Genomic DNA, 22,419 nt, shown 5'->3' with positions numbered 1-22,419 from the left:
CAGTATCACGAAGGAATTGGCGAAGTTATCCCTTATCACGCCAAGCGGGCAGGGACAGCCCCGAATTCACGCCTGGCCCGTCAACCCGTCAAGTATGCGCTGGCTGCGTCGCAGGATAGTTACCGCGACCAGTGCCACCACAAGCCACAGCGTCCAGCTCAGCACCGGCCAGCCAAGCCCGGCAACCCAAGCCAGGATCTGAGCCAGCGCGCCAATCGTTACCGCCGCCATGCGATGCGATTTTGAACCCGGCCCGCGGAAATCCGACCCCAGCCCCGCCGCCCGGCCAAACTCCCGCAGGTAGGCGGTAGTGATCGCCAGCGCCCCGGCAAGCAGGCCAACACCCCAATAGCCTGCCGCCATGCCAAAGCCGGTCAGGATCAGCACATCCGACAGCCGGTCCGGTACTTCGTTCCAGAAAGCGCCATCGGGTGACCCCATGCCGCCTTCGACCGCGACCAGCCCGTCAAATAGATTGCAAAGCAGGCGCAGCTGACAAAAGAGCGCCCCCAGAAGCAACAGCAGCCCCGCTGCCCATTGCGAGCCGACAAGTGCGGACAGGGCAAAGGCCGCACCCGCAAGCACTGCCGCCACGACCGAACCCATGGAGATGCGGTTCGGCTCGATCTGGCGCGCGACCAGCCATCGGGTGACCCGCGCTGCCCATTTCGTATTGCGGCTGGCGATCGGGCGCCGGCTGAAATCCTCGGTCACATCCACCCCCAAGCAAGAATGTGCAAAAATACCGGAGCCGAAAAGACCAGACTGTCCAGCCGGTCAAGAATGCCTCCATGCCCCTGGACCAGTGTACCCCAGTCCTTGACCCCGCGGTCGCGTTTGATCGCTGACATGATCAGCCCGCCCAAAGTGCCAAAGCCGGTAACGGTCAGGGCGATCAGCCCTGCCTCCCACCAGCGAAAAGGGGTGATCGGCGTCAGCGCCATCCCCAGAACCGTGGCGCTCAGCATGCCTCCGACCAGCCCCTCAACCGTTTTCGAGGGTGAGACGCGCGGGGCCAGCAGGTGGCGGCCGATGCTCTTGCCCCAGATATATTGCAGCACATCCGAGGCCTGCACGACCAGGATCAGCCATGCGACCAGCGTAAAGGCGCTGTAGCGGTAAAACGGGATGTCCAGTGTCAGAATCGCCGGGATATGCGACACGCAATAGACGCAGACCATAAGCCCCCATTGTGTTTCTGACACGCGGGTCAGAAAGCCCTGCACCTCGCCTTTAAACACGGTGACGACCGGCAGCAGCAGAAAGCTGTAAACCGGGATCAGCAGCGCGGCAAAGACCGGGACTTCGAAATAGACCAGCAGATATTGCAAAGGCAGGATCAGGTAAAAGGCGATGGCCAGCCCGTCATGATCGTCGCGCCGGGTATGGGTGATGGTGGCAAATTCACGCAGTGCCGCCATCGAACACAGTGCAAAGAACAGCGTGATTGCCCCCGCGCCAAGGGTAAAGATCAGGGCAAGCACGCCGATCATCACCCACCATGCGCGAATGCGCTGGGTCAGGTTCCCCGCCGTTGGTTCGGTGACCCTGCCCGAACGGATCAGGAATTGCGCGACCAGTGTGGCAAGGATCAGAAAGGCGAAAAGCCCGTAGAACACATAGGCAGAAGGCGAGTGGAAACGGTCCATGGATCAGCCCTTTGCCTCGGCCAGCGCCAGCATGGCGGATGAGAGGCGGTTCAGGAAATCTTCGCGGCTTTCGCCCGGCCCGACCTGCATCGGGGTGCCAAAACGCACAGCGCAATTCAGAGGCACCGGCAGAAAGGCCCCTTTGGGCAGAATGCGGTCAAGGTTCAGGATCCAGGCCGGCACGATTTCTACCTCGGGGACGGTGCGGGCAAGGTGGTAGATGCCCGATTTCAGCGGCAATAGCCGCGCGTCGGTCAGATTGCGCGTACCTTCGGGGAAAAAGATCACGTCCTCGCCGCTGCGCAGCACCTCGGCCACCGCTTCGACCGGGTCCGAGCGCCGGCTGGCCGGGTCACGATCGATAAGCACGGCGCGGAATACATGATTGGCGGTCCAGCGCCGCAGGTCCGAACGTTCCCAATAATCCGCGCCCGCGACTGGCCGGGTTTGCAATCGCAACTGTTTCGGCAGAACCGACCAAAGCGCCACGAAATCTGCATGGCTGACGTGGTTGGCAACAAGAACGCGCGGCCCGCTGCCTTTAGGGGGCAGGTCGATGGCCCGCAGGCTTAGCAGCACTCGCGCCGCAGCAACCAGTCCGGCACGGGTCATTCTGGCTGCGATTGTCGCCGTCATCTAACCCCCAGGTCAGTCCGTTTAGTCAGGTTCTTGCATGAAACCCGGTCAAGACGGAAGGGGGTGACGCATGCTACGGCGTCAGGGTCTGCTTACCCCAGCCACAGATCGCGCAAAAGCGCCTGCGCCAGATGGTCGACCGACCCGCCGTCGATACGGACCTCGCGTTCATTTCCGCCATAGGAAACGCGAAGTGTGTCGCCGCTGACCTCATATTCGCCCGAGACCAGCGCACCATTGCGGCCTGTCAGAATGACTGTGCCTTTCATGATCTCATCCCTCGTTCTTGTTCCATATGTGCACTGTGGACGGCGTCAGTGGCGGTAAGGAAGTACGACCTTTGGATAGTGTGGACATCTGTGGATTCATGGACACACCCACACGCCGTTCACCTTTCCGTGTGGGAAGTTCTGGCGGTTGACTCGGGGCCATCCTGTCAATAAACGAACGGTCATACGGAAATGGTGGAGGCGATTTTGGGCCGCAAACGAACCATCAGCCGCGATGAACTGATGTCCGCCATCGAAAGGGTGGCCCGACGTGTCGGTGCGGCCGGTCTCAGCATTGATGCAGTCGCCAAAGAGGCCGGAATCAGTAAATCCAGCGTGGTTTATGATTGCGAAAGCAAGGCCGGGCTGCTTGCCGCTTTCATACGTCACAAGATGGCCCGGCACCGTGAGGTTTTCGCTGAAATTCAGGCGCGACATGAAGGCAAGCCAAATACCATGCTGCTGACGCTGATCGACAAATGCCGCCGGGTTCCGACCGAGGAAGAGCTTGAAATCGCATTGCTGATCAGTGCGAGCATGGGCGAACATGCCGAATGCCGTGAGATCATGCGTGAGGTGATCTCTGGCGACATCCAGGCCGTTGCCGAACAGGCCGGAGACCGCAAACGGATGCTCATGACGCTTCTGGCCCTGCATGGCATGGCGTTTCTCGAATTTTTCGGTTTCAGCCGGTTCGATCAGGAAACCCGTGATGACATTCTCGATGAATTGATGGCGATCGCGGAAAGCGATCCTGGCGCAAACGGAGACTGACCTCCCACACTGAGGTTCACAGGAAAGACCCTATGAAAAAACCAATTTTCCCCGGCCTGGGCGCCGGGTTCGTGCTTTGCTGTCTGCTGATGGGGCCTGCTCTGGCCCAGCAGCTGCCGCCGCCGCAGGTCAGCGTACTGGAAATCCAGCCCGAAGCATTGCCGGTAATCAACGAGCTGCCGGGCCGTGTTGCCGCCACCCGCATCGCCGAAGTGCGGCCGCGGGTCGGCGGTATCGTCATTGAGCGCGTCTTTGAACAGGGCGGCAAGGTCGAGGCGGGCGACGTTCTTTATCGCATCGACCCCGCGCCCTATGACGTACGTGTGGCCAGTGCCAAGGGGACGCTTGCGCGGGCCCAGGCAACGGCGCTGAACGCTGCCGATCAGGAAAAGCGGGCTCGTGCCCTGCGCGAACGCAAGGTGACGGCGGGCGTCGATCTGGACAACGCGACGACCGCCCTTGCGCAGGCCGAGGCTGATGTCGCCATTGCGCGTGCCTCGCTGCAAGAGGCCGAACTGAATCGCAGCTACACAGATGTTACGGCTCCGATTTCGGGCGTCGTCGGCCGCGCGCTGGTGACCGAGGGCGCGCTGGTCAACGCCCAGACCGACATCATGGCGACGATCCAGCAGCTTGACCCGGTCTATGTGGACTTTACCCAATCCTCGTCCGAGCTTTTTGCCTTGCGCCGCGCTTTGGCTGCGGGGCAGCTTGCGATGCTTTCGTCTGATGAAGCCGAGGTACGGCTGATCTTTGATGACGGCACGGAATATACCCATTCGGGCAAACTGCTGTTCTCGGAAGCAAGCGTGGACAGCTCGACCGGGCAGATCACGCTGCGGGCCGAGTTCCCGAACCCCGAGGGCGATCTGCTGCCGGGTCTTTACGTCCGCGTGCGGATTGAACAGGCGGTACGCGACAACGCCCTGATCGTGCCGCAAATGGCGGTGCAGCGCGACCAGTCGGGTCAGGCCTATGTCTATGCGATGAAGGATGACGAAACTGTCGAGCGCCGCAATGTGACCCTTGGCCAGACCACCGATAACCGCTGGCTGGTCGAAGCGGGGCTGAAGCCGGGCGACCGGGTTGTGGTTGCGGGTGCACAAAAGCTGTATCCCGACGCCAAGGTGGTTGCGCTCCCGGCAAATGCGCCGGCTGCAACCGAAGCCCCGGCCGCGGCGGAAGAATCCGCTCAGCCCGCAGCGCAGGAGTAAGCGGATGGCACGGTTCTTCATTCACCGGCCAGTGCTCGCCTGGGTGATCGCGATCTTTTTCGTCATCGCGGGGATTTTGTCCCTGCCGCTGATCCCGGTCGCGCAATACCCGCAGGTGGCATGGCCACAGATCACCATTTCGACCGCCTACACCGGTGCCGCGCCGGGCGAGATCAACCGCGCCGTCGCCCAGCCCATCGAGGATGAGCTGAACGGCGTCGAAGGGCTGGCCTATTACGAATCCGTTTCGGATTCTTCGGGCGCCATGTCGATCACCGCGACATTCGAACCGGGAACCGACGTTGCCCGCGCTCAGGTCGATGTGCAGAACGCGGTCGCCCGGGTCGAACCTCTGTTGCCGCAAAGTGTGGTCGATCAGGGTATCCTGATCGAGGAGGCGGGCACCGGCTTTTTGATGTTGGTTGCTCTGACCTCTGATGACGGCACGCTGAACGACATCGCGCTTGGGGATTACCTGAACCGCAACGTGGTGGGCGAGATACGGCGCATTGAGGGTGTCGGTCGCGCACAGGTCTTTGCGCCGGAACGTGCACTGCGCATCTGGGTTGATCCGACCAAGATGACCGGGCTTAACCTCAGCTCGGCCGAGATCGTGGCAGCGGTACGGGCGCAGAACGCGCAGGTTGCGGCAGGCAAGGTCGGCGCAGACCCGAACCCCATCGGCCAGCAGCTGACCGCGACCGTGCTGATCAAGGGTCAGCTCGACGATGTCGATGAGTTCGGTAACATCGTGCTGCGCGCCAATCCCGACGGCTCGACCGTGCTTTTGCGCGACGTGGCGCGGCTTGAAATCGGGGCAGAGAGCTACAGCTTCTCGTCGCGTATCAACGGCAAGCCGGCGGCGGCGCTGGGTATCCAGCTTTCGACGACCGGTAACGCGCTGAACACCTCGGAGGCGGTGCATGAGAAGATGGAGGAACTGTCCCGCTTCTTTCCGGATGGGGTCACCTACACCATTCCCTATGACACCACACCTTTCGTCGAGGCCTCGATCGAAAAGGTTCTGCATACGCTGCTAGAGGCGGTGGGACTGGTTTTCCTGGTGATGTTCCTGTTCTTGCAGAACTTTCGCTATACGATCATCCCGACCGTTGTGGTGCCCATCGCGTTGATGGGAACGGTGGCCGTCATGCTGGCGGCGGGCTTTTCGATCAACGTGCTGACCATGTTCGCCATGGTGCTGGCCATCGGCATCCTTGTCGATGACGCGATCGTGGTGATCGAGAACGTCGAACGCATCATGGCAAGCGAGGGTTTGCCGCCACGTGAGGCGACGGAAAAAGCCATGGACCAGATCTCGGGCGCTATCGTCGGTATCACGCTGGTCCTGGCGGCGGTCTTTGTGCCTATGGCCTTTTTCCCCGGTTCGTCGGGTATCATTTATCGCCAGTTCGCGCTGACCATGGTGGTGTCGATCCTGTTCTCGGCCTTCCTCGCGCTGACGCTGACGCCGGCGCTTTGCGCGACCTTCCTCAAGCCCATCAATGGCCATCACGAGAAAAAAGGTTTCTTTGGCTGGTTTAACCGCAACTTCGACCGGCTGACCAACCGCTATACCCGCGTGGTCGGCTTTGTCACGAGGCAGCGGCTGGTGATGATGGTCTTTTATCTGGCGCTTGTCGGAGCGACGGCCATGGGCTTTCTGCGCCTGCCGACCAGCTTTTTGCCGAACGAGGATCAGGGCTTTATCATTACCGATATCCAGACCCCGCCGACGGCCAGTTCGAACCGCACCGATGAGGTGCTGACGCAGGCCGCACAGATGTTCCAGCGCAACGACGCGGTCGAGAATACCGTGGCAATCCGGGGCTTCAGCTTTTCGGGGCAGGGGCCGAATGCCGGGCTGATGTTCGTCACCTTCAAGGACTGGGCCGAGCGTGATCAGTCGGCACAGACCATCGCTGATGCCGCGAATATGGAGATGTTTACCTATCAGGACGCGCAGGCCTATGCGCTGTCTCCGCCTCCGATTCCCGGCTTTGGTTCCACTGGCGGCTTCAGCTTCCGCCTGCAGGACCGTGGTGGGCAGGGGCAGGACGCGCTGCTTGCAGCCGCCCAGCAGATCATGGCCAAGGCGCAGGAAAACGGCATCGCGACCGGCCTGCGCATCGAGGGTCTGCCCTCGGCCGCGCAGGTCTATGTCACCATCGACCGTGAAAAGGCCAATGCCTTCGGCGTGACCTTTGCCGATATCTCGGCGACGATCTCGCAATATCTGGGGTCGGCCTACATCAACGACTTCCCCAATGCCGGGAAGATGCAGCGCGTGGTCATGCAGGCCGAGGAAAACTCGCGTATGCAGGCCGAGGACATCCTGAAGCTCACCGTGCGCAACAGCAATGGTGGCATGGTGCCTTTCTCGTCCTTTGCAAGCGTAAGCTGGGAGCAGGGGCCGTCGCAGGTCGTGGGTTATAACGGTTATCCCTCGATCCGTATCGCGGGCGCTGCTGCTCCGGGCTACAGCTCTGGTGCCGCCATGGCCGAGATGGAGCGTCTGGCGACCGAACTGCCGCAGGGCTTTGGCTATGAATGGACTGGTCAGTCTCTGGAAGAGATCCAGGCCGGTTCGCAGGCGACGCTGCTTTATGCGATGAGTATTCTCTTTGTCTTCCTGCTGCTTTCGGGCCTTTACGAAAGCTGGTCGATTCCGCTGTCGGTGATGCTGGTGGTGCCCTTGGGCGTTCTGGGGTGTGTCGGGGCGGTGATGCTGCGTGACATGCCGAACGACATCTACTTCAAGGTCGGCCTGATCGCGATCATCGGCCTGTCTGCCAAAAACGCCATCCTGATCGTCGAATTCGCCAAAGAGCTGCGCGAACAGGGTCAAAGCCTGATCGAGGCGGCGGTACAGGCGGCCAAACTGCGCTTCCGGCCGATCCTGATGACCTCGCTGGCTTTTACGCTGGGCGTGGTGCCGCTTGCGATCGCAACGGGACCCTCGGCTGCCAGCCAGAACGCGATCGGTACCGGCGTGATCGGTGGGATGGTCGCGGCCACCGTCCTTGCTGTGTTTTTTGTTCCGGTGTTCTTCGTGTTCGTCCTTGGGCTTGTCAGCCGCCTGACCGGCGCAAAAGCTGAGAAGCCTGCAAAAGCCGATACGGCGGGCTAGGCTCCGGCTTCGCCGCAAGGGTACGGGCGGTCCCGGGGGCCGCCCGTGCTTTCCCTTCTTTTCCGCGACCCGGTTCCGGGCCGTTTCAAGCAGAGAGTTTCGGATGACTCATACCTTGTCTCTTTCCCGTCGCGGCATCCTGGGCGGGTTCGTCTCGACCCTGGCGCTTGCCGCCTGTAACCCGGTCACCTACACGGCGCCCAAGGCCGATGTGGCTACAAGCTTTGCCTCCAGCTCTCCGGCCCGGCGCGCCGGCTCGAACGCCTGGTGGGCAGCGTTTCGCGACAAGCGGCTGGATGCGTTGATTGCAGCGGGGTTAAAGCGCAACCTTGATGTCCAGACCGCTGTTGCCACGATCCGCGAGGCACAGGCCAATGCCCGGCTGGTCGGTGCAAACGACCTGCCGCAGGCGCAGGCCGAAGGTGCGGCCGGACGCGCGCACAACGAAACCGGCGTGGTCGAAACCACCTCTGCGACGCTGGGCGTTTCGTGGCTGATTGACCTTTTTGGGCAGAACCGCGCCGCGCGCGAGGGTGCCTCGGCCCGGCTGGATGCGGCCTATCTGTCGGCAGAAGTGGCGCGGCTGACCGTCGCCAGCGCAATCGCCTCGGCCTATGTTGATGCGCGCTACTATCAGGAGACGATGGCTCTGACCCGCCAGAGCCTTCAAAGCCGCAAGCGCACGCTTGAGATGACGCGGACGCAGGATGCCTTTGGCAGCGCCTCGCGCCTTGAGGTGCTGCAGGCTGAGCAGCTGGTTGCCCAGGCCGAGGCGGCCTTGCCCGCGCTTGAGGTCGGGTTTGACCAGTCGGTGAACCGGCTTGCGACCCTGACCGCTGGGCGCAGCACCGATATCGCGGCGCAGTTGCGCAAGACGGGTGGCCAGCCGCGCGCGCGCTACAGCGCCAGCGTCGGTGTACCTGCCGATGTGATCCGGGTGCGCCCCGATGTGCGCATGGCCGAACGCAACCTTGCCGCAGCTGTCGCCGATGTGGGCGAGGCGCAGGCCGCCTTTTATCCGCGCCTGACCCTGTCGGGCACGATCACGCCGACCAATATCCGCGGTGGCGGCAGCATGAAGACCTGGGGCTTTGGGCCCCAGATCACGCTGCCCCTCTTTACCGGGGGCGCGAATGAGGCCCGGCTGTCGGCTGCGCAGGCGCGTGCCGAACAGGCGCGGCTGGCGTGGCAGGCATCGGTCCTGAAAGCGGTCGAAGAGGTCGAGAACGCGCTGGCCGGCTATAACCGCGACGCTCGCGCAGTTTCCGCGCAATCGCGTCTGGTCGATAACGCCCGCGAGACGGTCAGCCTGACCCGCAGTTCGTATGAACTGGGCGAGGCTGATTTCTTCCCGGTCCTGGATGCCGAGCGCAGCCTGCTTTCAGCCCGTCAGGAACTGGCGGCAGCGGTGCGTCAGCAGGCGCTGAACTTTGTCGCTCTCAGCGCAGCCTCGGCCGGCGGTGTCGGCCTGCCTGCCAGCTGAGGGTATTGACCGGCCGCAGGGAAACGGCCATGCTGCCCGGACGTCAGGGGAGTCCCGCCCAGGGGACTGAGAGGCTGACAGGGACCGTCTTATAGCGGTTCCGGTGAAGCGACCCTTTGAACCTGACCCAGTTGATACTGGCGTAGGAAGACCGAAGGGCATTTCCCCATACGCAGATCGCGGGGTGGTCCTTTCGGGCCACCCGGCCCTTTTCGCATCTCGCGGGGCCGTTGGCCCCTTTCTGCTTCCGGGCTCGGCTGGGTCTCTGCTCAGGGAGAACGAGATGAGCCAGACCCTTCCCACTATCACCACCGGCCCTCTGCCCGGATCGCGCAAGATCCATGTTCCGGGGCAGGTGCACGATATTCGTGTGCCGATGCGCGAAATCGCGGTTTCAAACGAGGCACCGCTGATCGTCTATGACAGCTCTGGCCCCTATACGGATGCCGGGGTGCGGGCCGATATCGCGCGTGGTCTGCCCGATCTGCGCGGCGACTGGCAGTTGCGGCGCGGTGATGTGGCCTCCTATCCGGGCCGTCCCGTGACTGCTGCCGACAACGGGTTTGCCGAGGGCGCGCGCCTGACCCCTGCATTCCCTGAACGCCGCGATCCGCTGCGCGCGGTTGGGGACCGGGCAATTACTCAGCTTGCCTATGCTCGTGCGGGCATCGTCACGCCAGAAATGGAATTTGTCGCCATCCGCGAGAATGAAGGCAGGTTGGCCGCCCATATTCGCGATGGTGATCCAATGGGCGCGGATCTGCCCGATCTGGTGACGCCCGAGTTCGTGCGGGCCGAGATCGCTGCCGGTCGTGCGATCATCCCGGCCAATATCAACCATCGTGAGCTTGAGCCGATGATCATTGGCCGCAATTTTCGCGTCAAGGTGAATGCCAATATCGGCAATTCCGCCGTCACCTCCAGCATGGAGGAAGAGGTTGAAAAGATGGTCTGGGCGATCCGCTGGGGCGCCGATACTGTCATGGACCTTTCGACCGGGCGCAATATTCACAACATCCGCGACTGGATCATCCGCAACGCTCCGGTCCCGATTGGTACGGTTCCGCTGTATCAGGCACTGGAAAAGGTCGGCGGCGTCGCCGAGGATCTGAGTTGGGAGATTTACCGCGATACGCTGATCGAGCAGGCCGAACAGGGCGTCGATTACTTTACCATCCATGCCGGGGTGCGCCTGCATATGATCCCGCTGACTGCGCGCAGGGTGACGGGGATCGTCAGTCGCGGAGGCTCGATCATGGCGAAATGGTGTCTGCATCACCACCGCGAGAGCTTTCTCTATGAGAATTTTGAGGAAATCTGCGACATCATGCGTGCCTATGATGTCAGCTTCAGTCTGGGCGACGGGTTGCGCCCCGGTTCGATCGCTGATGCCAATGACGAGGCGCAATTCGCAGAGCTTCGCACCTTGGGTGAGCTGACCAAAATCGCATGGGCCAGGGATTGCCAGGTGATGATCGAGGGGCCGGGCCATGTGCCCATGCATAAGATCAAGGCGAATATGGATGAGCAGCAGCGCCATTGCCATGACGCGCCCTTCTATACGCTCGGGCCGCTGACCACCGATATCGCGCCGGGCTATGATCATATCACCTCGGGCATTGGCGCGGCGATGATTGGCTGGTTCGGGACCGCGATGCTTTGCTATGTCACGCCCAAGGAACATCTGGGTCTGCCCGACCGTGACGACGTCAAAACCGGTGTGATCACTTACAAGCTGGCCGCTCATGCCGCCGATCTGGCCAAGGGTCATCCCGGGGCGCGTCTGCGCGATGACGCCTTGTCGCGGGCACGGTTCGAGTTTCGCTGGGAGGATCAGTTCAACCTTGGCCTTGACCCTGACACCGCACGCGCCATGCATGACGAGACCATGCCGAAAGAGGCGCATAAGCTTGCGCATTTCTGCTCGATGTGCGGGCCCAAGTTCTGCTCGATGCGCATTTCGCACGACATCCGGGCCGAGGCCGAGCGTCAGGCCGGCATGGAGGAAATGGCCGAAAAATTCCGACAGGGCGGGGCGCTGTATCTGCCCGCGAAAGACGTCGCCGTGACCGAGGCGGGCTGACCTCGGCGCAGCAACCAGAGGCGGCCAGAGCCTTACTGGCCGCTTCCGTCTGACGCGGGGGCGGGGTCTTTTCCAGCTATGGTTTCGGTGGCACTGGGGCGTGGGATTGAATAGAGGTCATCCCATAGGCCGGCCTGGCCGGCTGCGGTTTAAAGAAGCAAAAGCGAGACGACCCATGGTGAATGTCCCGGAAGTGACCGGCTTCTACGAGGCGCGCACCGGCTCGGTGCAATATGTCGTAGCCGACCCCGAGACCGGAAAATGCGCCATCATCGACCCGGTGCTGGATTATGACGAGAAATCCGGTGCCACCGCCACCATCGAGGCCGACCGCATCCTTAGCTTTATCGCTGATAAAGGCTATGAGGTTCAGTGGATTCTGGATACCCATCCCCATGCCGACCACTTCTCGGCCGCCGATTACCTGCGTAGCAAGACCGGCGCCCCGACCGCCATCGGCGAAAAGATTGTCGAGGTGCAAAACCTGTGGAAGGATTTCTATAACTGGCCTGATTTCCCTGCCGATGGCTCGCAATGGGACAAGCTGTTTGCTGCGGGTGAGCGGTTCTCGGTCGGCAATATCCCCGCCCATGTGATGTTTTCACCGGGCCATACGCTGGCCTCGGTCACCTATGTCGTCGGGGATGCGGCCTTTGTGCATGACACGCTGTTCATGCCTGACAGCGGCACTGCCCGTGCCGATTTCCCGGGCGGAGATGCACATGTCCTGTGGCGATCGATTCAGGATATCCTGTCCCTGCCGGATGAGACGCGGATTTTCACCGGCCACGATTACTGTCAGGGCGGACGCGAGGCGCGCTGGCAATCGACCGTGGCCAAGCAGCGGACAACGAATATCCACCTGTCGCAGCGGCCGACCGAGGATGAATTCGTGGCCGTGCGCGAGGCCCGCGACCGCACCCTGCCAATGCCCAAGCTGATCCTGCATGCGCTGCAAATCAACATCAACGCCGGGCGTCTGCCCGAACCCGAGGCGAACGGGCGGCGCTATCTGAAAATCCCGCTGGACCTGTTGCAGGCCCCCTGGAAATAGCTGGGAAAAGTCAGGTGCTTGCGCTTGATCCGCCCCGGTGCTGATCTGCTATTGTCCAAAGGACGAGGGCAGGGAGTTTGGGTGTGAGACGAGTGCGGGGCTGGTTGCCCATTCTGGACTGGGGCAGGCGCTATGACGGCGCGACTTTCACCGCCGACCTGCTGGCGGCGGTGATCGTGACGATCATGCTGATTCCGCAAGGGCTTGGTTATGCCATGCTTGCCAACCTGCCGCCCGAGGCTGGGCTTTACGCCTCGATCCTGCCTTTGCTGGCCTATGCGGCCTTTGGCTCATCGCGCACGCTGGCGGTGGGGCCGGTCGCGGTGGTGTCGCTGATGACGGCCTCGGCTGTTGCGCCGGTGGTCGATGCCGGACTTGCCGATGCCGTCTCAGCTGCGGTGACGCTGGCAGCGCTTTCCGGTGCGATGCTGGTGGTGATGGGCATTTTGCGGCTGGGGTTTCTGGCGCATTTTCTTAGCCATCCGGTGATCTCGGGCTTTATCACCGCGTCGGGCATCCTGATCGCGGCGGGGCAGCTGCATCACATCCTCGGCACGCCGGGCGGTGGCGGCACCCTGCCACAGATCCTGTTCGCATTGGTGGCGCAGGCAGGCGAGATCAATCCCGGGACTGTGATCCTCGGGACTGGGGTGCTGGTCTTTCTTTACCTCTCGCGCCGCTATCTCAAAGGCTGGCTGACGCTTGCCGGGGTTGGGCCGCGTCTTGCCGATGGCATTGCGCGGGCGGCGCCGATCCTTGCCATTGCCGCGACCATCGGACTGACCCGCTGGCTGGATCTGGGGGGACAGGGTGTGGCGCTGATCGGTGCGATTCCACGCGGTCTGCCCAGCCCTGGCTTGCCGGTTCTTTCCTATGATCTGGTGGTGGCGCTGATCCCGGCGGCGCTGCTGATTTCGGTTGTGGGTTTTGTTGAATCCGTTTCTGTCGCACAGACGCTTGCTGCGCGGCGGCGCGAACGGATCGAGCCGGATCAAGAACTGGTCGGGCTTGGCGCCGCCAATATTGCTGCGGCGCTGACCTCGGGCTATCCGGTCACCGGGGGATTTGCCCGCTCGGTGGTGAACTTCGATGCCGGCGCGCGCACCCCTGCTGCAGGTGTGTTCACGGCTGTCGGCATCGCGCTGGCGACGCTGTTTCTGACCCCGGCGCTGGCCGATCTGCCACAGGCGACGCTGGCCGCGACCATCATCCTTGCGGTGCTGACACTGGTCGATTTCGGCGCGGTGATCCGTACCTTGCGCTATTGCCGCTCGGACGGGGCGGCGATGCTCGCAACGATCCTTGTCACCCTGACCCTTGGCGTCGAAGAGGGTATCACCGCCGGGGTGCTTTTGTCGCTGATCTTGCAGCAATGGCGTAGTTCACACCCGCATTCCGCTGTCGTCGGGCAGGTGCCTGGGACCGAGCATTACCGCAATACTGAGCGTCACCGTGTTATCACCCATCCCCGGATCCTGTCCCTGCGGGTGGATGAAAGCCTGTATTTCGCCAATGCCCGCTTTCTTGAAGATCGCATCGCCGCATTGGTGGCCGACCGTTCTGGGCTGCGCCATGTGGTCCTGATGTGTCCGGCGGTGAATGACATTGATGCCAGCGCGCTGGAAAGCCTCGAAGAGATCAACCGTCGGCTTGCCGAGACAGGCATCCATTTCCACCTTTCAGAGGTGAAGGGGCCGGTAATGGACCGGCTGCAGCGCAGCCGGTTCCTTGACCATCTGACCGGGCAGGTGTTTCTGAGCCAGCATGAGGCGATGTGCCGGCTAGCAGGTGTGGGTTGCGGGGCCGAGGCGCTTTAGCGGCCGCGGTGATAGGCCGGCACGCCCCACCAATGCTGGGTGCGTTCGCAGTGATAGGCGATGGCCTCGACCGCAGCGGATATATCGCGGCGCTCGACCGCATCAATGATCGCCAGATGTTCTTCCATGGCCGAAAGGATACGCTCTTGCACAAAGGGGCGCACGCGCTGAAGTATCGCGATGCGGATCCGGTTGCTGTCATAGCAACTGCGCAGCAGCGGATTATTCAGCCCTCCGGCCAGAAAGTCATGCAGCGACAGATCGACTGCAATCGCATTCGGTGACAGCTCTGGTGTGGCCGCGCCACGGGCGGCAGCCAGCATCTGCTCATGCGCCTGACGTAGTGCGCCCAGCGGGGCGAGCTCGTCACCGTCCAGAATGCGGCGCCGCGCACCCTCTTGATCCAGCACCATGCGCATGTCGAGACTGTCGCGGATCGTCCCGGGCCGGGCGTCCATGATCTGGACTCCCCGCTTGGGAATAATCTCAAGCCAACCCGAGCTGCTGGCATGGCGCGCGGCCTCGCGCACCGCGGCCAATGGCAGTTTCAGGATATCGACCAGCTGAGGCATCGACAGGAATTGGCCGGCATGCAATTCGCCGTGGCGCAAAGCTTCGGCCAGCGCGACCTGTGCGCGCGTATTAAGCATTCCATCCATTCAGTCCCCCCGTTGGCGCCAGTCTGTCTGATTCAGCTACGGAGAATTTTCAATAATTCCGATATGGTGTTATGCGACATGCTAAATAGACGCTTAGTAAAAATATCATCTAACATTTCAGGTGCAAGCTCAATGCGGGAAGCTTGTCGTGCCGGGTAAGGCCGGCTGCCAGAGGAACGGGAGGGAACCATGGCACCAACTGTGACTGAGGGGCGTCGCATGGCGACCCGCCCCGCAAAGGGGCTTTTGCGTCGGCCGATCAACGGGCGCAATCTTGCGGATCAACGGATTACGGCGCGGGGATGCTTCTGCCCGAAATGGAAGGGGCAGTAATGGCCAGTATCAAGACCGCCGAGACCGGCCATGATCCCCTGCAGGGCGTCACGCTGTCCGAAACCATTCCGCCCGACGTGTCGCCCGGGCTTTACAACCGTGACCTTGCGCCCACCCAGCAGCAAGGCCGTACGTGGAGCGCGTATAACATCTTTGCCCTCTGGGCCAATGACGTGCACAGCCTTGGCAATTACTCTTTTGCCATCGGGCTTTTCGCGCTTGGCCTTGGCGGCTGGCAGATCCTGACCGCGCTTAGCTTTGGCGCGCTGTTTCTGTTCATCCTGCTGACCATGTCGGGCTATATGGGCATCAAGACCGGGGTGCCTTTCCCGGTGATGAGCCGCATCAGCTTTGGTACCCGTGGCGCGCAGATCCCGGCCCTGATCCGTGGTGGTGTCGCCATCGTCTGGTTCGGGATCCAGACCTATCTGGCCTCGATGGTGCTGGATGTGCTGTTGATCGCGCTGATCCCCGGCCTTGCGCCTCTGGCGCAGCAGATGGTGCTGGGCCTGTCGGTGCTGGGCTGGATCAGCTTCAGCATTCTTTGGGTGGTTCAGGTCATCATCGCCTGTTACGGGATGGAGAGCATCCGCAAATACGAAGCCTGCGCCGGCCCGGTCATTCTTGTGACCTTTGTCGCGCTGGCGGGCTGGGTACTCTACAGCGCGGGCGGAGAGCTGCGCTGGTCGCCGCCGAATGCGCTGAGTGGCGGGGCGATGTGGGCACAGATCCTGGGTGCTGCTTCGCTTTGGGTGGCGATCTATGGCACCTTCGTTCTGAACTTTTGTGACTTTACCCGCGGGGCCGTTTCGCGCCGGGCGGTGGTCATGGGCAATTTCTGGGGCATCCCGATCAACATGCTGATCTTTGGCATGATCGTGGTGATCCTGACCGGCGGCCAGTTGGTGATAGATGGTACCCTGATCCAAAGCCCGACCGATGTCGTGCAAAAGATCCCCAGCAAGCCGCTGCTGATCATCGCCAGCCTGTCGCTGCTGATCCTGACCATCGCGGTGAACCTGATGGCGAACTTTGTCGCTCCGGCCTTTGCGCTGGCGAACCTGCTGCCGCGCCATCTGGACTTTCGCCGCGCTGCGGTGGTCAGCGCGATCATCGGCTTTGCGATCCTGCCCTGGAACCTTTATAACTCGCCGATCGTCATCGTCTATTTCCTCGGCGGGCTTGGAGCCTTTCTTGGGCCGCTTTTCGGGATCGTGATGGCGGATTACTGGTTGATCCGCAAACAGCAGGTGGATGTGCCGTCGCTTTACATCGACGACGCCAGCGGCCCCTATCACTATGTGGGTGGCTTTAATCCGGCTGCCATCAAGGCGCTGATCCCCTCGGCTGCGATCTCGTTGCTGATCGCCTTCCTGCCGGCGCTGCATGCGCTTTCGCAATTCTCGTGGTTCATCGCTGCGGGGCTGGGCGCGCTGTTTTACTGGCTCATCGCGCCCAAGGGGCTGAGCTATGTCGACCGGGATGGCGAGGCCATTGCCGTGGCGACCAACCACTGACCCGAGACGGAGAAGACATGCGTATTCTTGTAGTGAACGTGAACACGACCGAGACGATGACCCATGGCATCGGCGTGCAGGCCCAAAAGGCTGCTGCGCCGGGGACCGAGATCGTCGCCCTGACCCCGCGCTTTGGCGCGGAGTCAGTCGAGGGCAATTTTGAAAGCTACCTTGCCGCCGTCGGCGTCATGGATGCGGTCATGCGCTACGATCAGCCCTTTGATGCGGTCATTCAGGCGGGGTATGGCGAACATGGCCGCGAAGGGCTGCAAGAACTGCTTGAAGTTCCGGTCGTCGATATCACCGAGGCGGCTGCTTCAACGGCCATGTTCCTTGGCCATAAATATTCCGTGGTAACGACGCTGGATCGCGCTGTTCCGCTGATCGAGGATCGGCTGAAGCTAGCCGGGCTAGATGCGCGCTGCGCCTCGGTCCGGGCCAGCGGCATGGCGGTTCTTGAACTGGAAACACAGCCCGAGCGCGCGGTAGAGGCCATCGTCGAACAGGCTGCCGCCGCCGTCACCAATGATCATGCCGAGGTGATCTGCCTTGGTTGTGGTGGCATGGCTGAGCTTGAGCAAAAAGTCCGCGAACGGACCGGGGTGCCTGTGGTGGATGGTGTTGCCGCCGCCGTCACCATTGCCGAGTCGCTGGTGCGGTTGGGCCTCAAGACCTCGAAAGTGCGAACCTATGCCCCGCCCCGGCCCAAGCGGATCACCGGATTTCCCCTGACCGGACTTTAGGCACCAGGGGCAAACGCAGGGTCGGGGCATAGGATCTGTGCTCCGGCCCTTTCTTATGGCCTGTCGCGGCCTTTGTGCAAATGAAACGGGCGGCAACTGGATCACAGTCGCCGCCCGTTCAATTTCTCAAGGCTCGCCCTGATCGGGGGCCTTAGCTCATTTCGCGCAGCACATATTGAACGATGCGCTCGGCAGCCTCTTCGGGCGTCAGATCGACCGTGTTTACGGTCAGCTCGGCCTGCTGCGGCTGCTCATAGGGGCTGTCGATACCGGTAAAGTTCTTCAGCTGGCCCGACCGCGCTTTTTTATACAGGCCCTTGACGTCGCGCGCCTCGGCAACCTCCAGAGGCGTATCAACAAAGACCTCGACGAATTCGCCCGGCAACATCAGGTCACGTACCATCTGCCGTTCGGACCGGAAGGGCGAGATAAAGGCTGTCAGCACGATCAGCCCGGCATCGGCCATCAGTTTGGCGACCTCACCCACGCGGCGGATGTTTTCAACCCGGTCGGCATCGGTAAAGCCAAGGTCGCGGTTCAGCCCGTGGCGGATGTTGTCGCCATCCAGCAGGAAGGTGTGCTTGCCAAGGGCATGCAGCTTTTTCTCGACGATGTTGGCAATGGTCGACTTGCCCGAGCCCGAAAGACCGGTGAACCAGATCACTGCGGGCTTTTGGTTTTTCAGCGCGGCGTGTGCCTCGCGGTTGACGTCCAGTGCCTGCCAGTGGATGTTTTGCGACCGGCGCAGGGCGAAATGGATCATCCCCGCTGCGACCGTTGCATTGGTCATGCGGTCGATCAGGATGAAACCGCCAAGATCGACGTTCTGGGCATAGGCCTCAAAGGGGATCGGACGGTCGGTCGAGATATTGACCACGCCGATTGCGTTCAGCCCCAGCGTCTTGCTGGCCAGATGGTCCAGCGTGTTGACGTTAACTTCATATTTCGGCTCGGTGACGGTCGCGGTGACCATCTGGGTACCGATTTTCAGCAGGTAGGGACGGCCCGGCAGCATCTCTTGCTCGGCCGTCCAGACCAGCGTCGCCTCGAACTGGTCGGCAACCTCGCAGGGCTCGTCGGATTGGACGATGACATCGCCGCGCGAACAGTCGATCTCATCAGCAAAGGTCAGGGTGATCGACTGACCAGCGACAGCCTTTTCCAACTCGCCGTCATAGGTGACGATGGATTTGACCGTGGTCGTCTTGCCCGAAGGCAGCACCCGGATCGCATCGCCCGGCCGCACGACGCCCGCGCTGATCTGTCCGGCAAAGCCGCGGAAGTCGAGGTTCGGCCGGTTCACCCATTGCACCGCCATGCGGAACGGATGTTCAAGCATCTGCTGGTCGCTGACCGGTGCTTCTTCCAGGTGGCCAAGCAATGTCGGCCCCTGGTACCAGGGCATGTTCGCGCTTTTCTCGACGATATTGTCGCCCTTGAGACCCGAAATCGGGATCGGCAGAAAGCTGTCCATGCCGATCTGTTTGGCAAAATGCGAATAATCCGCGACGATGTCGTAGAACCGCTCTGCCGAGTAATCGACAAGGTCCATCTTGTTCACTGCCAGCACCACGTTTTTGATGCCAAGCAGGTTTACCAGATAGCTGTGCCGCCGCGTCTGGGTCAGCACGCCCTGGCGCGCGTCGATCAGGATCACCGCAAGGTCGGCGGTCGAGGCGCCGGTAACCATGTTACGGGTGTACTGTTCGTGCCCGGGGGTGTCGGCGACGATGAACTTGCGCTTGTCCGTAGCAAAGAAACGATAGGCAACGTCGATGGTGATGCCCTGTTCGCGCTCGGCTGCAAGACCATCGACAAGCAGCGCAAAGTCGATCTCGCCACCCTGAGTGCCGACGACCTTTGAATCGCTTTCAAGGCTCGCAAGCTGGTCTTCAAAGATCATCTTGCTGTCATAAAGCAGGCGGCCGATCAGCGTCGACTTGCCATCATCGACCGAGCCGCAGGTGATGAAGCGCAGCATGGTCTTGTGCTGATGTTTCAGCAGATAGGCGTCGATGTCTTGCGCGATCAGCGCATCGGCGATGTAGGCGGGGTCTTTCATTTCGTTGTTCATCTCAGAAATACCCCTCTTGTTTCTTCTTTTCCATCGAAGCGGACTGGTCGTGGTCGATGGCGCGGCCCTGACGTTCCGAAGTGGTGGTCAGCAGCATTTCCTGAATCACCTCGGGCAGGGTACGGGCGTTGGATTCCACTGCGCCGGTCAGCGGATAGCAACCCAGCGTACGGAAGCGGACCGATTTGATCATCGGCTCTTCGCCTTCGCGCAGCGGGAAACGGTCGTCATCGACCATGATCAGCAGGCCGTCACGCTCGACCACCGGGCGCGGTTCCGAGAAATACAGCGGGACGATCTCGATGTTCTCAAGGTGAATGTATTGCCAGATGTCGAGTTCGGTCCAGTTCGACAGCGGGAATACGCGGATCGACTCACCCTTGCCCTTGCGGGTGTTATAAAGCTTCCACAGCTCGGGGCGCTGGTTCTTGGGGTCCCAACGGTGATTGGCCGAGCGGAACGAGAACACCCGCTCTTTGGCACGCGATTTTTCCTCGTCGCGGCGGGCACCGCCAAAGGCGACATCGAAATTGTATTTGGTCAGGGCCTGTTTCAGACCGTCGGTCTTCCACATGTCGGTATGCAGGCTGCCATGGTCAAAGGGGTTGATACCCTTTTCCAGCGCCTCGGGGTTATGGTGTACGATCAGCTCCATTCCCGCTGCCTGTGCGGCGCGGTCGCGCAGATCATACATGGCCCGGAATTTCCAGGTCGTGTCCACATGCAACAGCGGGAAAGGCGGCGGGGCAGGGTAGAAAGCCTTTTTCGCTAGATGCAGCATACAGGCCGAATCCTTGCCGATAGAATACAGCATCACCGGGTTGTCGGCAGTGGCCACGACCTCGCGCATGATCTGGATGCTTTCGGCCTCAAGCCTCTGAAGATGGGTCAGGGTATCGGCCTGACCCCCGGTGTTGATGACGGATTGGCTGTTCATCTGCATGGCCCTTCTTAGGATGCGCCGTCCTTTGCCAGATTTTCTCGGGAATACCAAGCCCGAGCGATGGTTAACGCTGCCTGCGCCTGTAAATCATCGGTTTTGTTGCCGCGTTGCGGCAGCAGAGGGCCTGAAATTTCTTTGGGTTGATCATAATTTTAAATACTCTTCCTTGAGTTGTGCGATCCGGCCCGGGAATCTTCGTTTAAACGCGGTTTGCCGCTGATCCGCGGACAGCGACGTACCATTACGCCACGGAAACCGCGCACATGCCATGCTGTTATGCACTGCAATTGCTGCATTATGCAGCGAATCATGCAGCAATGCCGCGCACAAACATTCGTTTGTGTATAAAAACGATCATAAACGAAAATTCTCGCTTGACTGGTATTACATCACCGTTACATCTTTCGGCTATCAAAAGCGGTGCGAAACGACGGAAAGGAATCGGCGTGTCAACACCAGCACGGCCCGAGGCTGACCTTTTCATCATTGGCGGTGGAATCAACGGTTGCGGCATCGCGCGGGACGCGGTGGGGCGTGGCCTCTCGGTGACGCTGGCCGAGATGGGCGATCTGGCGCAGGCGACCTCTTCGGCCTCGACCAAGCTTTTTCATGGCGGCTTGCGCTACCTTGAATTCTTTGAGTTCCGCCTGGTCCGTGAGGCGCTGGAAGAGCGCGAGACGCTGCTGACCGCCATGCCGCATATCTCATGGCCGATGCGTTTTGTGCTGCCCTATTCGCCGCAGATGCGGTTTGAAAGCGATACGCCGACATCGCGGCTTTTGTCGGTGACGATGCCGTGGCTGCGTGGGCGTCGGCCGGCATGGCTGATCAGGCTGGGGCTGTTTCTTTATGACAATATGGGCGGGCGTCAGATCCTGCCGGGCACGAAACGGCTGGATTTGTCGCGTGATGCTGTTGGTCAGCCGCTTAGGCCCGGCTTCAGCCTGGGCTGGGAATATTCCGATTGCTGGGTGCAGGATGCGCGGCTTGTGGTGCTGAACGCGCGCGATGCTGCGGCGCGGGGCGCGACGATCATGACCCGGACCCGCGTCACCCACGCCGAGCGTGCCGAGGGGCTGTGGCACATCACCACCGAAGGTCCCGAGGGTACACGCATTCATCACGCCCGCGCGCTGGTCAATGCTGGCGGGCCGTGGGTCGAGGATGTGATCCGCAATGTCGCGCATATCCCCTCGACCGAAGGTGTGCGTCTGGTGCGAGGCAGCCATATTGTCGTGCCGCGTCTTTATGATCACGATCGCTGCTATTTCTTCCAGGGTACGGATGGGCGGATCATCTTTTCCATTCCCTTTGAGGAAGATTTCACCCTGATCGGCACCACTGATATGGACCATCGCGGCGCCCCCGGTGAGGCGCGCTGTTCGGACGAAGAGCGGGATTATCTTTGCGCTTTTGCCAGCCAGTATTTTGCGCGTCCCGTGACGGCGGATCAGGTGGTCTGGACCTATTCTGGGGTGCGTCCGCTTTACAATGACGGCGCAAAATCGGCGACTGCGGCGACGCGGGACTATGTGCTTAGCCTGCATGATGAGGACGCGCCGCTGCTCAATGTCTTTGGCGGCAAGATCACCACCTATCGCCGGTTGGCGGAAAGCGCGATGGCAAAGCTTGTGCCATTCTTTCCGCAGGCGGGTGGGGACTGGACAGCTCGGGTGGCGCTGCCCGGCGGGGATTTTCCCGTGGACGGGGTTTCGGACCTGATCGCGCAGCTTCAGGCCAGCCATCCGTTCCTGTCCGGGCGTCTTGCCCGCAGGTTGGTGCGTACCTACGGTACCGAGGCGTTCTTGTTGCTGAACGGTGCCGACAGCATGGCCGCGCTGGGTCGTGATTTCGGCGCCGGTCTGACCGAGGCCGAGGTGATGTGGCTGATCCGTCACGAGTTTGCCCAGACCGCCGAGGATATCCTTTGGCGTCGTACCAAGCTGGGCCTGCACATGAATGAGGCGCAGTGCCACGAACTGGAGGCGTTCGTGGAGCAGCATCGTATCGCCTGAACCAGGGGCGGAGTATTAGGGGGAGG

At 61.5% G+C, this 22,419-nt stretch carries 17 protein-coding genes and 1 riboswitch; of the genes, 10 read left to right on the top strand and 7 right to left on the bottom strand.

Going from position 1 to position 22,419, the window contains the following annotated elements; genetic code table 11:
- Positions 1 to 66: 66 nt before the first annotated feature.
- From PARACOCCUSGL_RS0111320 to PARACOCCUSGL_RS22165, 4 genes are all read right to left on the bottom strand, one after another.
- Positions 67 to 714, bottom strand: a complete 648-nt coding sequence (locus tag PARACOCCUSGL_RS0111320) for a CDP-alcohol phosphatidyltransferase family protein (protein WP_010396503.1) — start codon at positions 712 to 714, stop codon at positions 67 to 69.
- Positions 711 to 1,649 carry a phosphatidate cytidylyltransferase gene (locus PARACOCCUSGL_RS0111315; RefSeq protein WP_010396501.1) on the bottom strand — a complete coding sequence of 313 codons (939 nt, stop codon included), beginning with the start codon at positions 1,647 to 1,649 and terminating at the stop codon, positions 711 to 713. Before PARACOCCUSGL_RS0111315 ends, PARACOCCUSGL_RS0111320 begins: the two co-directional genes overlap by 4 nt.
- Positions 1,650 to 1,652: 3 nt before the next feature.
- Positions 1,653 to 2,285 carry a lysophospholipid acyltransferase family protein gene (locus PARACOCCUSGL_RS0111310; RefSeq protein WP_029372091.1) on the bottom strand — a complete coding sequence of 211 codons (633 nt, stop codon included), beginning with the start codon at positions 2,283 to 2,285 and terminating at the stop codon, positions 1,653 to 1,655.
- A 92-nt stretch (positions 2,286 to 2,377) separates the two neighbouring features.
- Positions 2,378 to 2,554, bottom strand: coding sequence for a hypothetical protein (locus tag PARACOCCUSGL_RS22165; protein ID WP_010396497.1), 177 nt, complete (start codon positions 2,552 to 2,554; stop codon positions 2,378 to 2,380).
- A gap of 207 nt (positions 2,555 to 2,761) precedes the next feature.
- Between PARACOCCUSGL_RS22165 and PARACOCCUSGL_RS0111300 the strand changes: the two genes are divergently transcribed.
- The 7 genes from PARACOCCUSGL_RS0111300 to PARACOCCUSGL_RS0111270 all read left to right on the top strand — a co-directional run bounded on the left by PARACOCCUSGL_RS0111300 (position 2,762) and on the right by PARACOCCUSGL_RS0111270 (position 14,109).
- Positions 2,762 to 3,328 (top strand): TetR/AcrR family transcriptional regulator, encoded by a 567-nt coding sequence (locus PARACOCCUSGL_RS0111300; RefSeq protein WP_138918334.1) that lies wholly within the window; start codon positions 2,762 to 2,764, stop codon positions 3,326 to 3,328.
- 32 nt (positions 3,329 to 3,360) lie between these two features.
- Positions 3,361 to 4,542 carry an efflux RND transporter periplasmic adaptor subunit gene (locus PARACOCCUSGL_RS0111295; protein WP_010396493.1) on the top strand — a complete coding sequence of 394 codons (1,182 nt, stop codon included), beginning with the start codon at positions 3,361 to 3,363 and terminating at the stop codon, positions 4,540 to 4,542.
- A gap of 4 nt (positions 4,543 to 4,546) precedes the next feature.
- Complete coding sequence (locus PARACOCCUSGL_RS0111290; RefSeq protein WP_010396490.1) at positions 4,547 to 7,672, top strand: efflux RND transporter permease subunit; 3,126 nt, start codon at positions 4,547 to 4,549, stop codon at positions 7,670 to 7,672.
- A gap of 103 nt (positions 7,673 to 7,775) precedes the next feature.
- Positions 7,776 to 9,155, top strand: a complete 1,380-nt coding sequence (locus tag PARACOCCUSGL_RS0111285) for an efflux transporter outer membrane subunit (RefSeq protein ID WP_010396487.1) — start codon at positions 7,776 to 7,778, stop codon at positions 9,153 to 9,155.
- A 35-nt stretch (positions 9,156 to 9,190) separates the two neighbouring features.
- Positions 9,191 to 9,321, top strand: a riboswitch (TPP riboswitch).
- Between the two features lie 117 nt (positions 9,322 to 9,438).
- Complete coding sequence (gene thiC / locus PARACOCCUSGL_RS0111280; RefSeq protein WP_010396485.1) at positions 9,439 to 11,238, top strand: phosphomethylpyrimidine synthase ThiC; 1,800 nt, start codon at positions 9,439 to 9,441, stop codon at positions 11,236 to 11,238.
- 175 nt (positions 11,239 to 11,413) lie between these two features.
- Positions 11,414 to 12,292: an MBL fold metallo-hydrolase gene (locus tag PARACOCCUSGL_RS0111275; RefSeq protein ID WP_010396483.1), complete on the top strand. Its 879-nt coding sequence runs from the start codon at positions 11,414 to 11,416 to the stop codon at positions 12,290 to 12,292.
- An 83-nt stretch (positions 12,293 to 12,375) separates the two neighbouring features.
- Positions 12,376 to 14,109, top strand: a complete 1,734-nt coding sequence (locus PARACOCCUSGL_RS0111270; protein WP_040602000.1) for a SulP family inorganic anion transporter — start codon at positions 12,376 to 12,378, stop codon at positions 14,107 to 14,109.
- Here PARACOCCUSGL_RS0111270 and PARACOCCUSGL_RS0111265 read toward each other — a convergent pair.
- On the bottom strand, positions 14,106 to 14,768 hold the full coding sequence (locus PARACOCCUSGL_RS0111265) for a GntR family transcriptional regulator (protein ID WP_040601998.1): 663 nt from the start codon (positions 14,766 to 14,768) through the stop codon (positions 14,106 to 14,108). The genes PARACOCCUSGL_RS0111270 and PARACOCCUSGL_RS0111265 overlap by 4 nt on opposite strands.
- Before the next feature lie 332 nt (positions 14,769 to 15,100).
- Here PARACOCCUSGL_RS0111265 and PARACOCCUSGL_RS0111255 point away from each other — a divergent pair, with 332 nt between their 5' ends.
- Both PARACOCCUSGL_RS0111255 and PARACOCCUSGL_RS0111250 read left to right on the top strand, forming a co-directional pair.
- On the top strand, positions 15,101 to 16,618 hold the full coding sequence (locus tag PARACOCCUSGL_RS0111255) for an NCS1 family nucleobase:cation symporter-1 (RefSeq protein ID WP_202796780.1): 1,518 nt from the start codon (positions 15,101 to 15,103) through the stop codon (positions 16,616 to 16,618).
- Between the two features lie 17 nt (positions 16,619 to 16,635).
- Entirely contained in the window at positions 16,636 to 17,361 is a 726-nt protein-coding gene (locus tag PARACOCCUSGL_RS0111250) for an aspartate/glutamate racemase family protein (RefSeq protein WP_010396475.1), read from the top strand.
- A 151-nt stretch (positions 17,362 to 17,512) separates the two neighbouring features.
- Here PARACOCCUSGL_RS0111250 and cysN read toward each other — a convergent pair whose 3' ends face one another.
- Both cysN and cysD read right to left on the bottom strand, forming a co-directional pair.
- Positions 17,513 to 19,435 carry a sulfate adenylyltransferase subunit CysN gene (gene cysN / locus PARACOCCUSGL_RS0111245; protein ID WP_010396473.1) on the bottom strand — a complete coding sequence of 641 codons (1,923 nt, stop codon included), beginning with the start codon at positions 19,433 to 19,435 and terminating at the stop codon, positions 17,513 to 17,515.
- 1 nt (position 19,436) lies between these two features.
- Positions 19,437 to 20,372 (bottom strand): sulfate adenylyltransferase subunit CysD, encoded by a 936-nt coding sequence (gene cysD, locus PARACOCCUSGL_RS0111240; RefSeq protein WP_217809612.1) that lies wholly within the window; start codon positions 20,370 to 20,372, stop codon positions 19,437 to 19,439.
- Positions 20,373 to 20,824: 452 nt separating this feature from the next.
- Between cysD and glpD the strand changes: the two genes are divergently transcribed.
- Entirely contained in the window at positions 20,825 to 22,393 is a 1,569-nt protein-coding gene (gene glpD / locus PARACOCCUSGL_RS0111235; RefSeq protein ID WP_010396468.1) for a glycerol-3-phosphate dehydrogenase, read from the top strand.
- Positions 22,394 to 22,419 lie beyond the last annotated feature (26 nt).

Origin of the sequence: Paracoccus sp. TRP (assembly GCF_000185925.1) — a bacterium.
GTDB classification, from domain to species: Bacteria; Pseudomonadota; Alphaproteobacteria; order Rhodobacterales; family Rhodobacteraceae; genus Paracoccus; species Paracoccus kondratievae.
The sequence above is the reverse complement of the archived record's forward strand: the minus strand, read 5'-3'. Positions and strand labels throughout refer to the sequence as shown.

Coding starts and splice junctions, on each gene's coding strand:
- PARACOCCUSGL_RS0111315 (WP_010396501.1), bottom strand. CDS start 1,649: ATGGACCGTTTCCACTCGCCTTCTGCCTATGTGTTCTACGGGCTTTTC.
- PARACOCCUSGL_RS0111310 (WP_029372091.1), bottom strand. CDS start 2,285: ATGACGGCGACAATCGCAGCCAGAATGACCCGTGCCGGACTGGTTGCT.
- PARACOCCUSGL_RS22165 (WP_010396497.1), bottom strand. CDS start 2,554: ATGAAAGGCACAGTCATTCTGACAGGCCGCAATGGTGCGCTGGTCTCG.
- PARACOCCUSGL_RS0111295 (WP_010396493.1), top strand. CDS start 3,361: ATGAAAAAACCAATTTTCCCCGGCCTGGGCGCCGGGTTCGTGCTTTGC.
- PARACOCCUSGL_RS0111290 (WP_010396490.1), top strand. CDS start 4,547: ATGGCACGGTTCTTCATTCACCGGCCAGTGCTCGCCTGGGTGATCGCG.
- PARACOCCUSGL_RS0111285 (WP_010396487.1), top strand. CDS start 7,776: ATGACTCATACCTTGTCTCTTTCCCGTCGCGGCATCCTGGGCGGGTTC.
- thiC (WP_010396485.1), top strand. CDS start 9,439: ATGAGCCAGACCCTTCCCACTATCACCACCGGCCCTCTGCCCGGATCG.
- PARACOCCUSGL_RS0111275 (WP_010396483.1), top strand. CDS start 11,414: ATGGTGAATGTCCCGGAAGTGACCGGCTTCTACGAGGCGCGCACCGGC.
- PARACOCCUSGL_RS0111265 (WP_040601998.1), bottom strand. CDS start 14,768: ATGGATGGAATGCTTAATACGCGCGCACAGGTCGCGCTGGCCGAAGCT.
- PARACOCCUSGL_RS0111255 (WP_202796780.1), top strand. CDS start 15,101: ATGGCCAGTATCAAGACCGCCGAGACCGGCCATGATCCCCTGCAGGGC.
- PARACOCCUSGL_RS0111250 (WP_010396475.1), top strand. CDS start 16,636: ATGCGTATTCTTGTAGTGAACGTGAACACGACCGAGACGATGACCCAT.
- cysN (WP_010396473.1), bottom strand. CDS start 19,435: ATGAACAACGAAATGAAAGACCCCGCCTACATCGCCGATGCGCTGATC.
- cysD (WP_217809612.1), bottom strand. CDS start 20,372: ATGAACAGCCAATCCGTCATCAACACCGGGGGTCAGGCCGATACCCTG.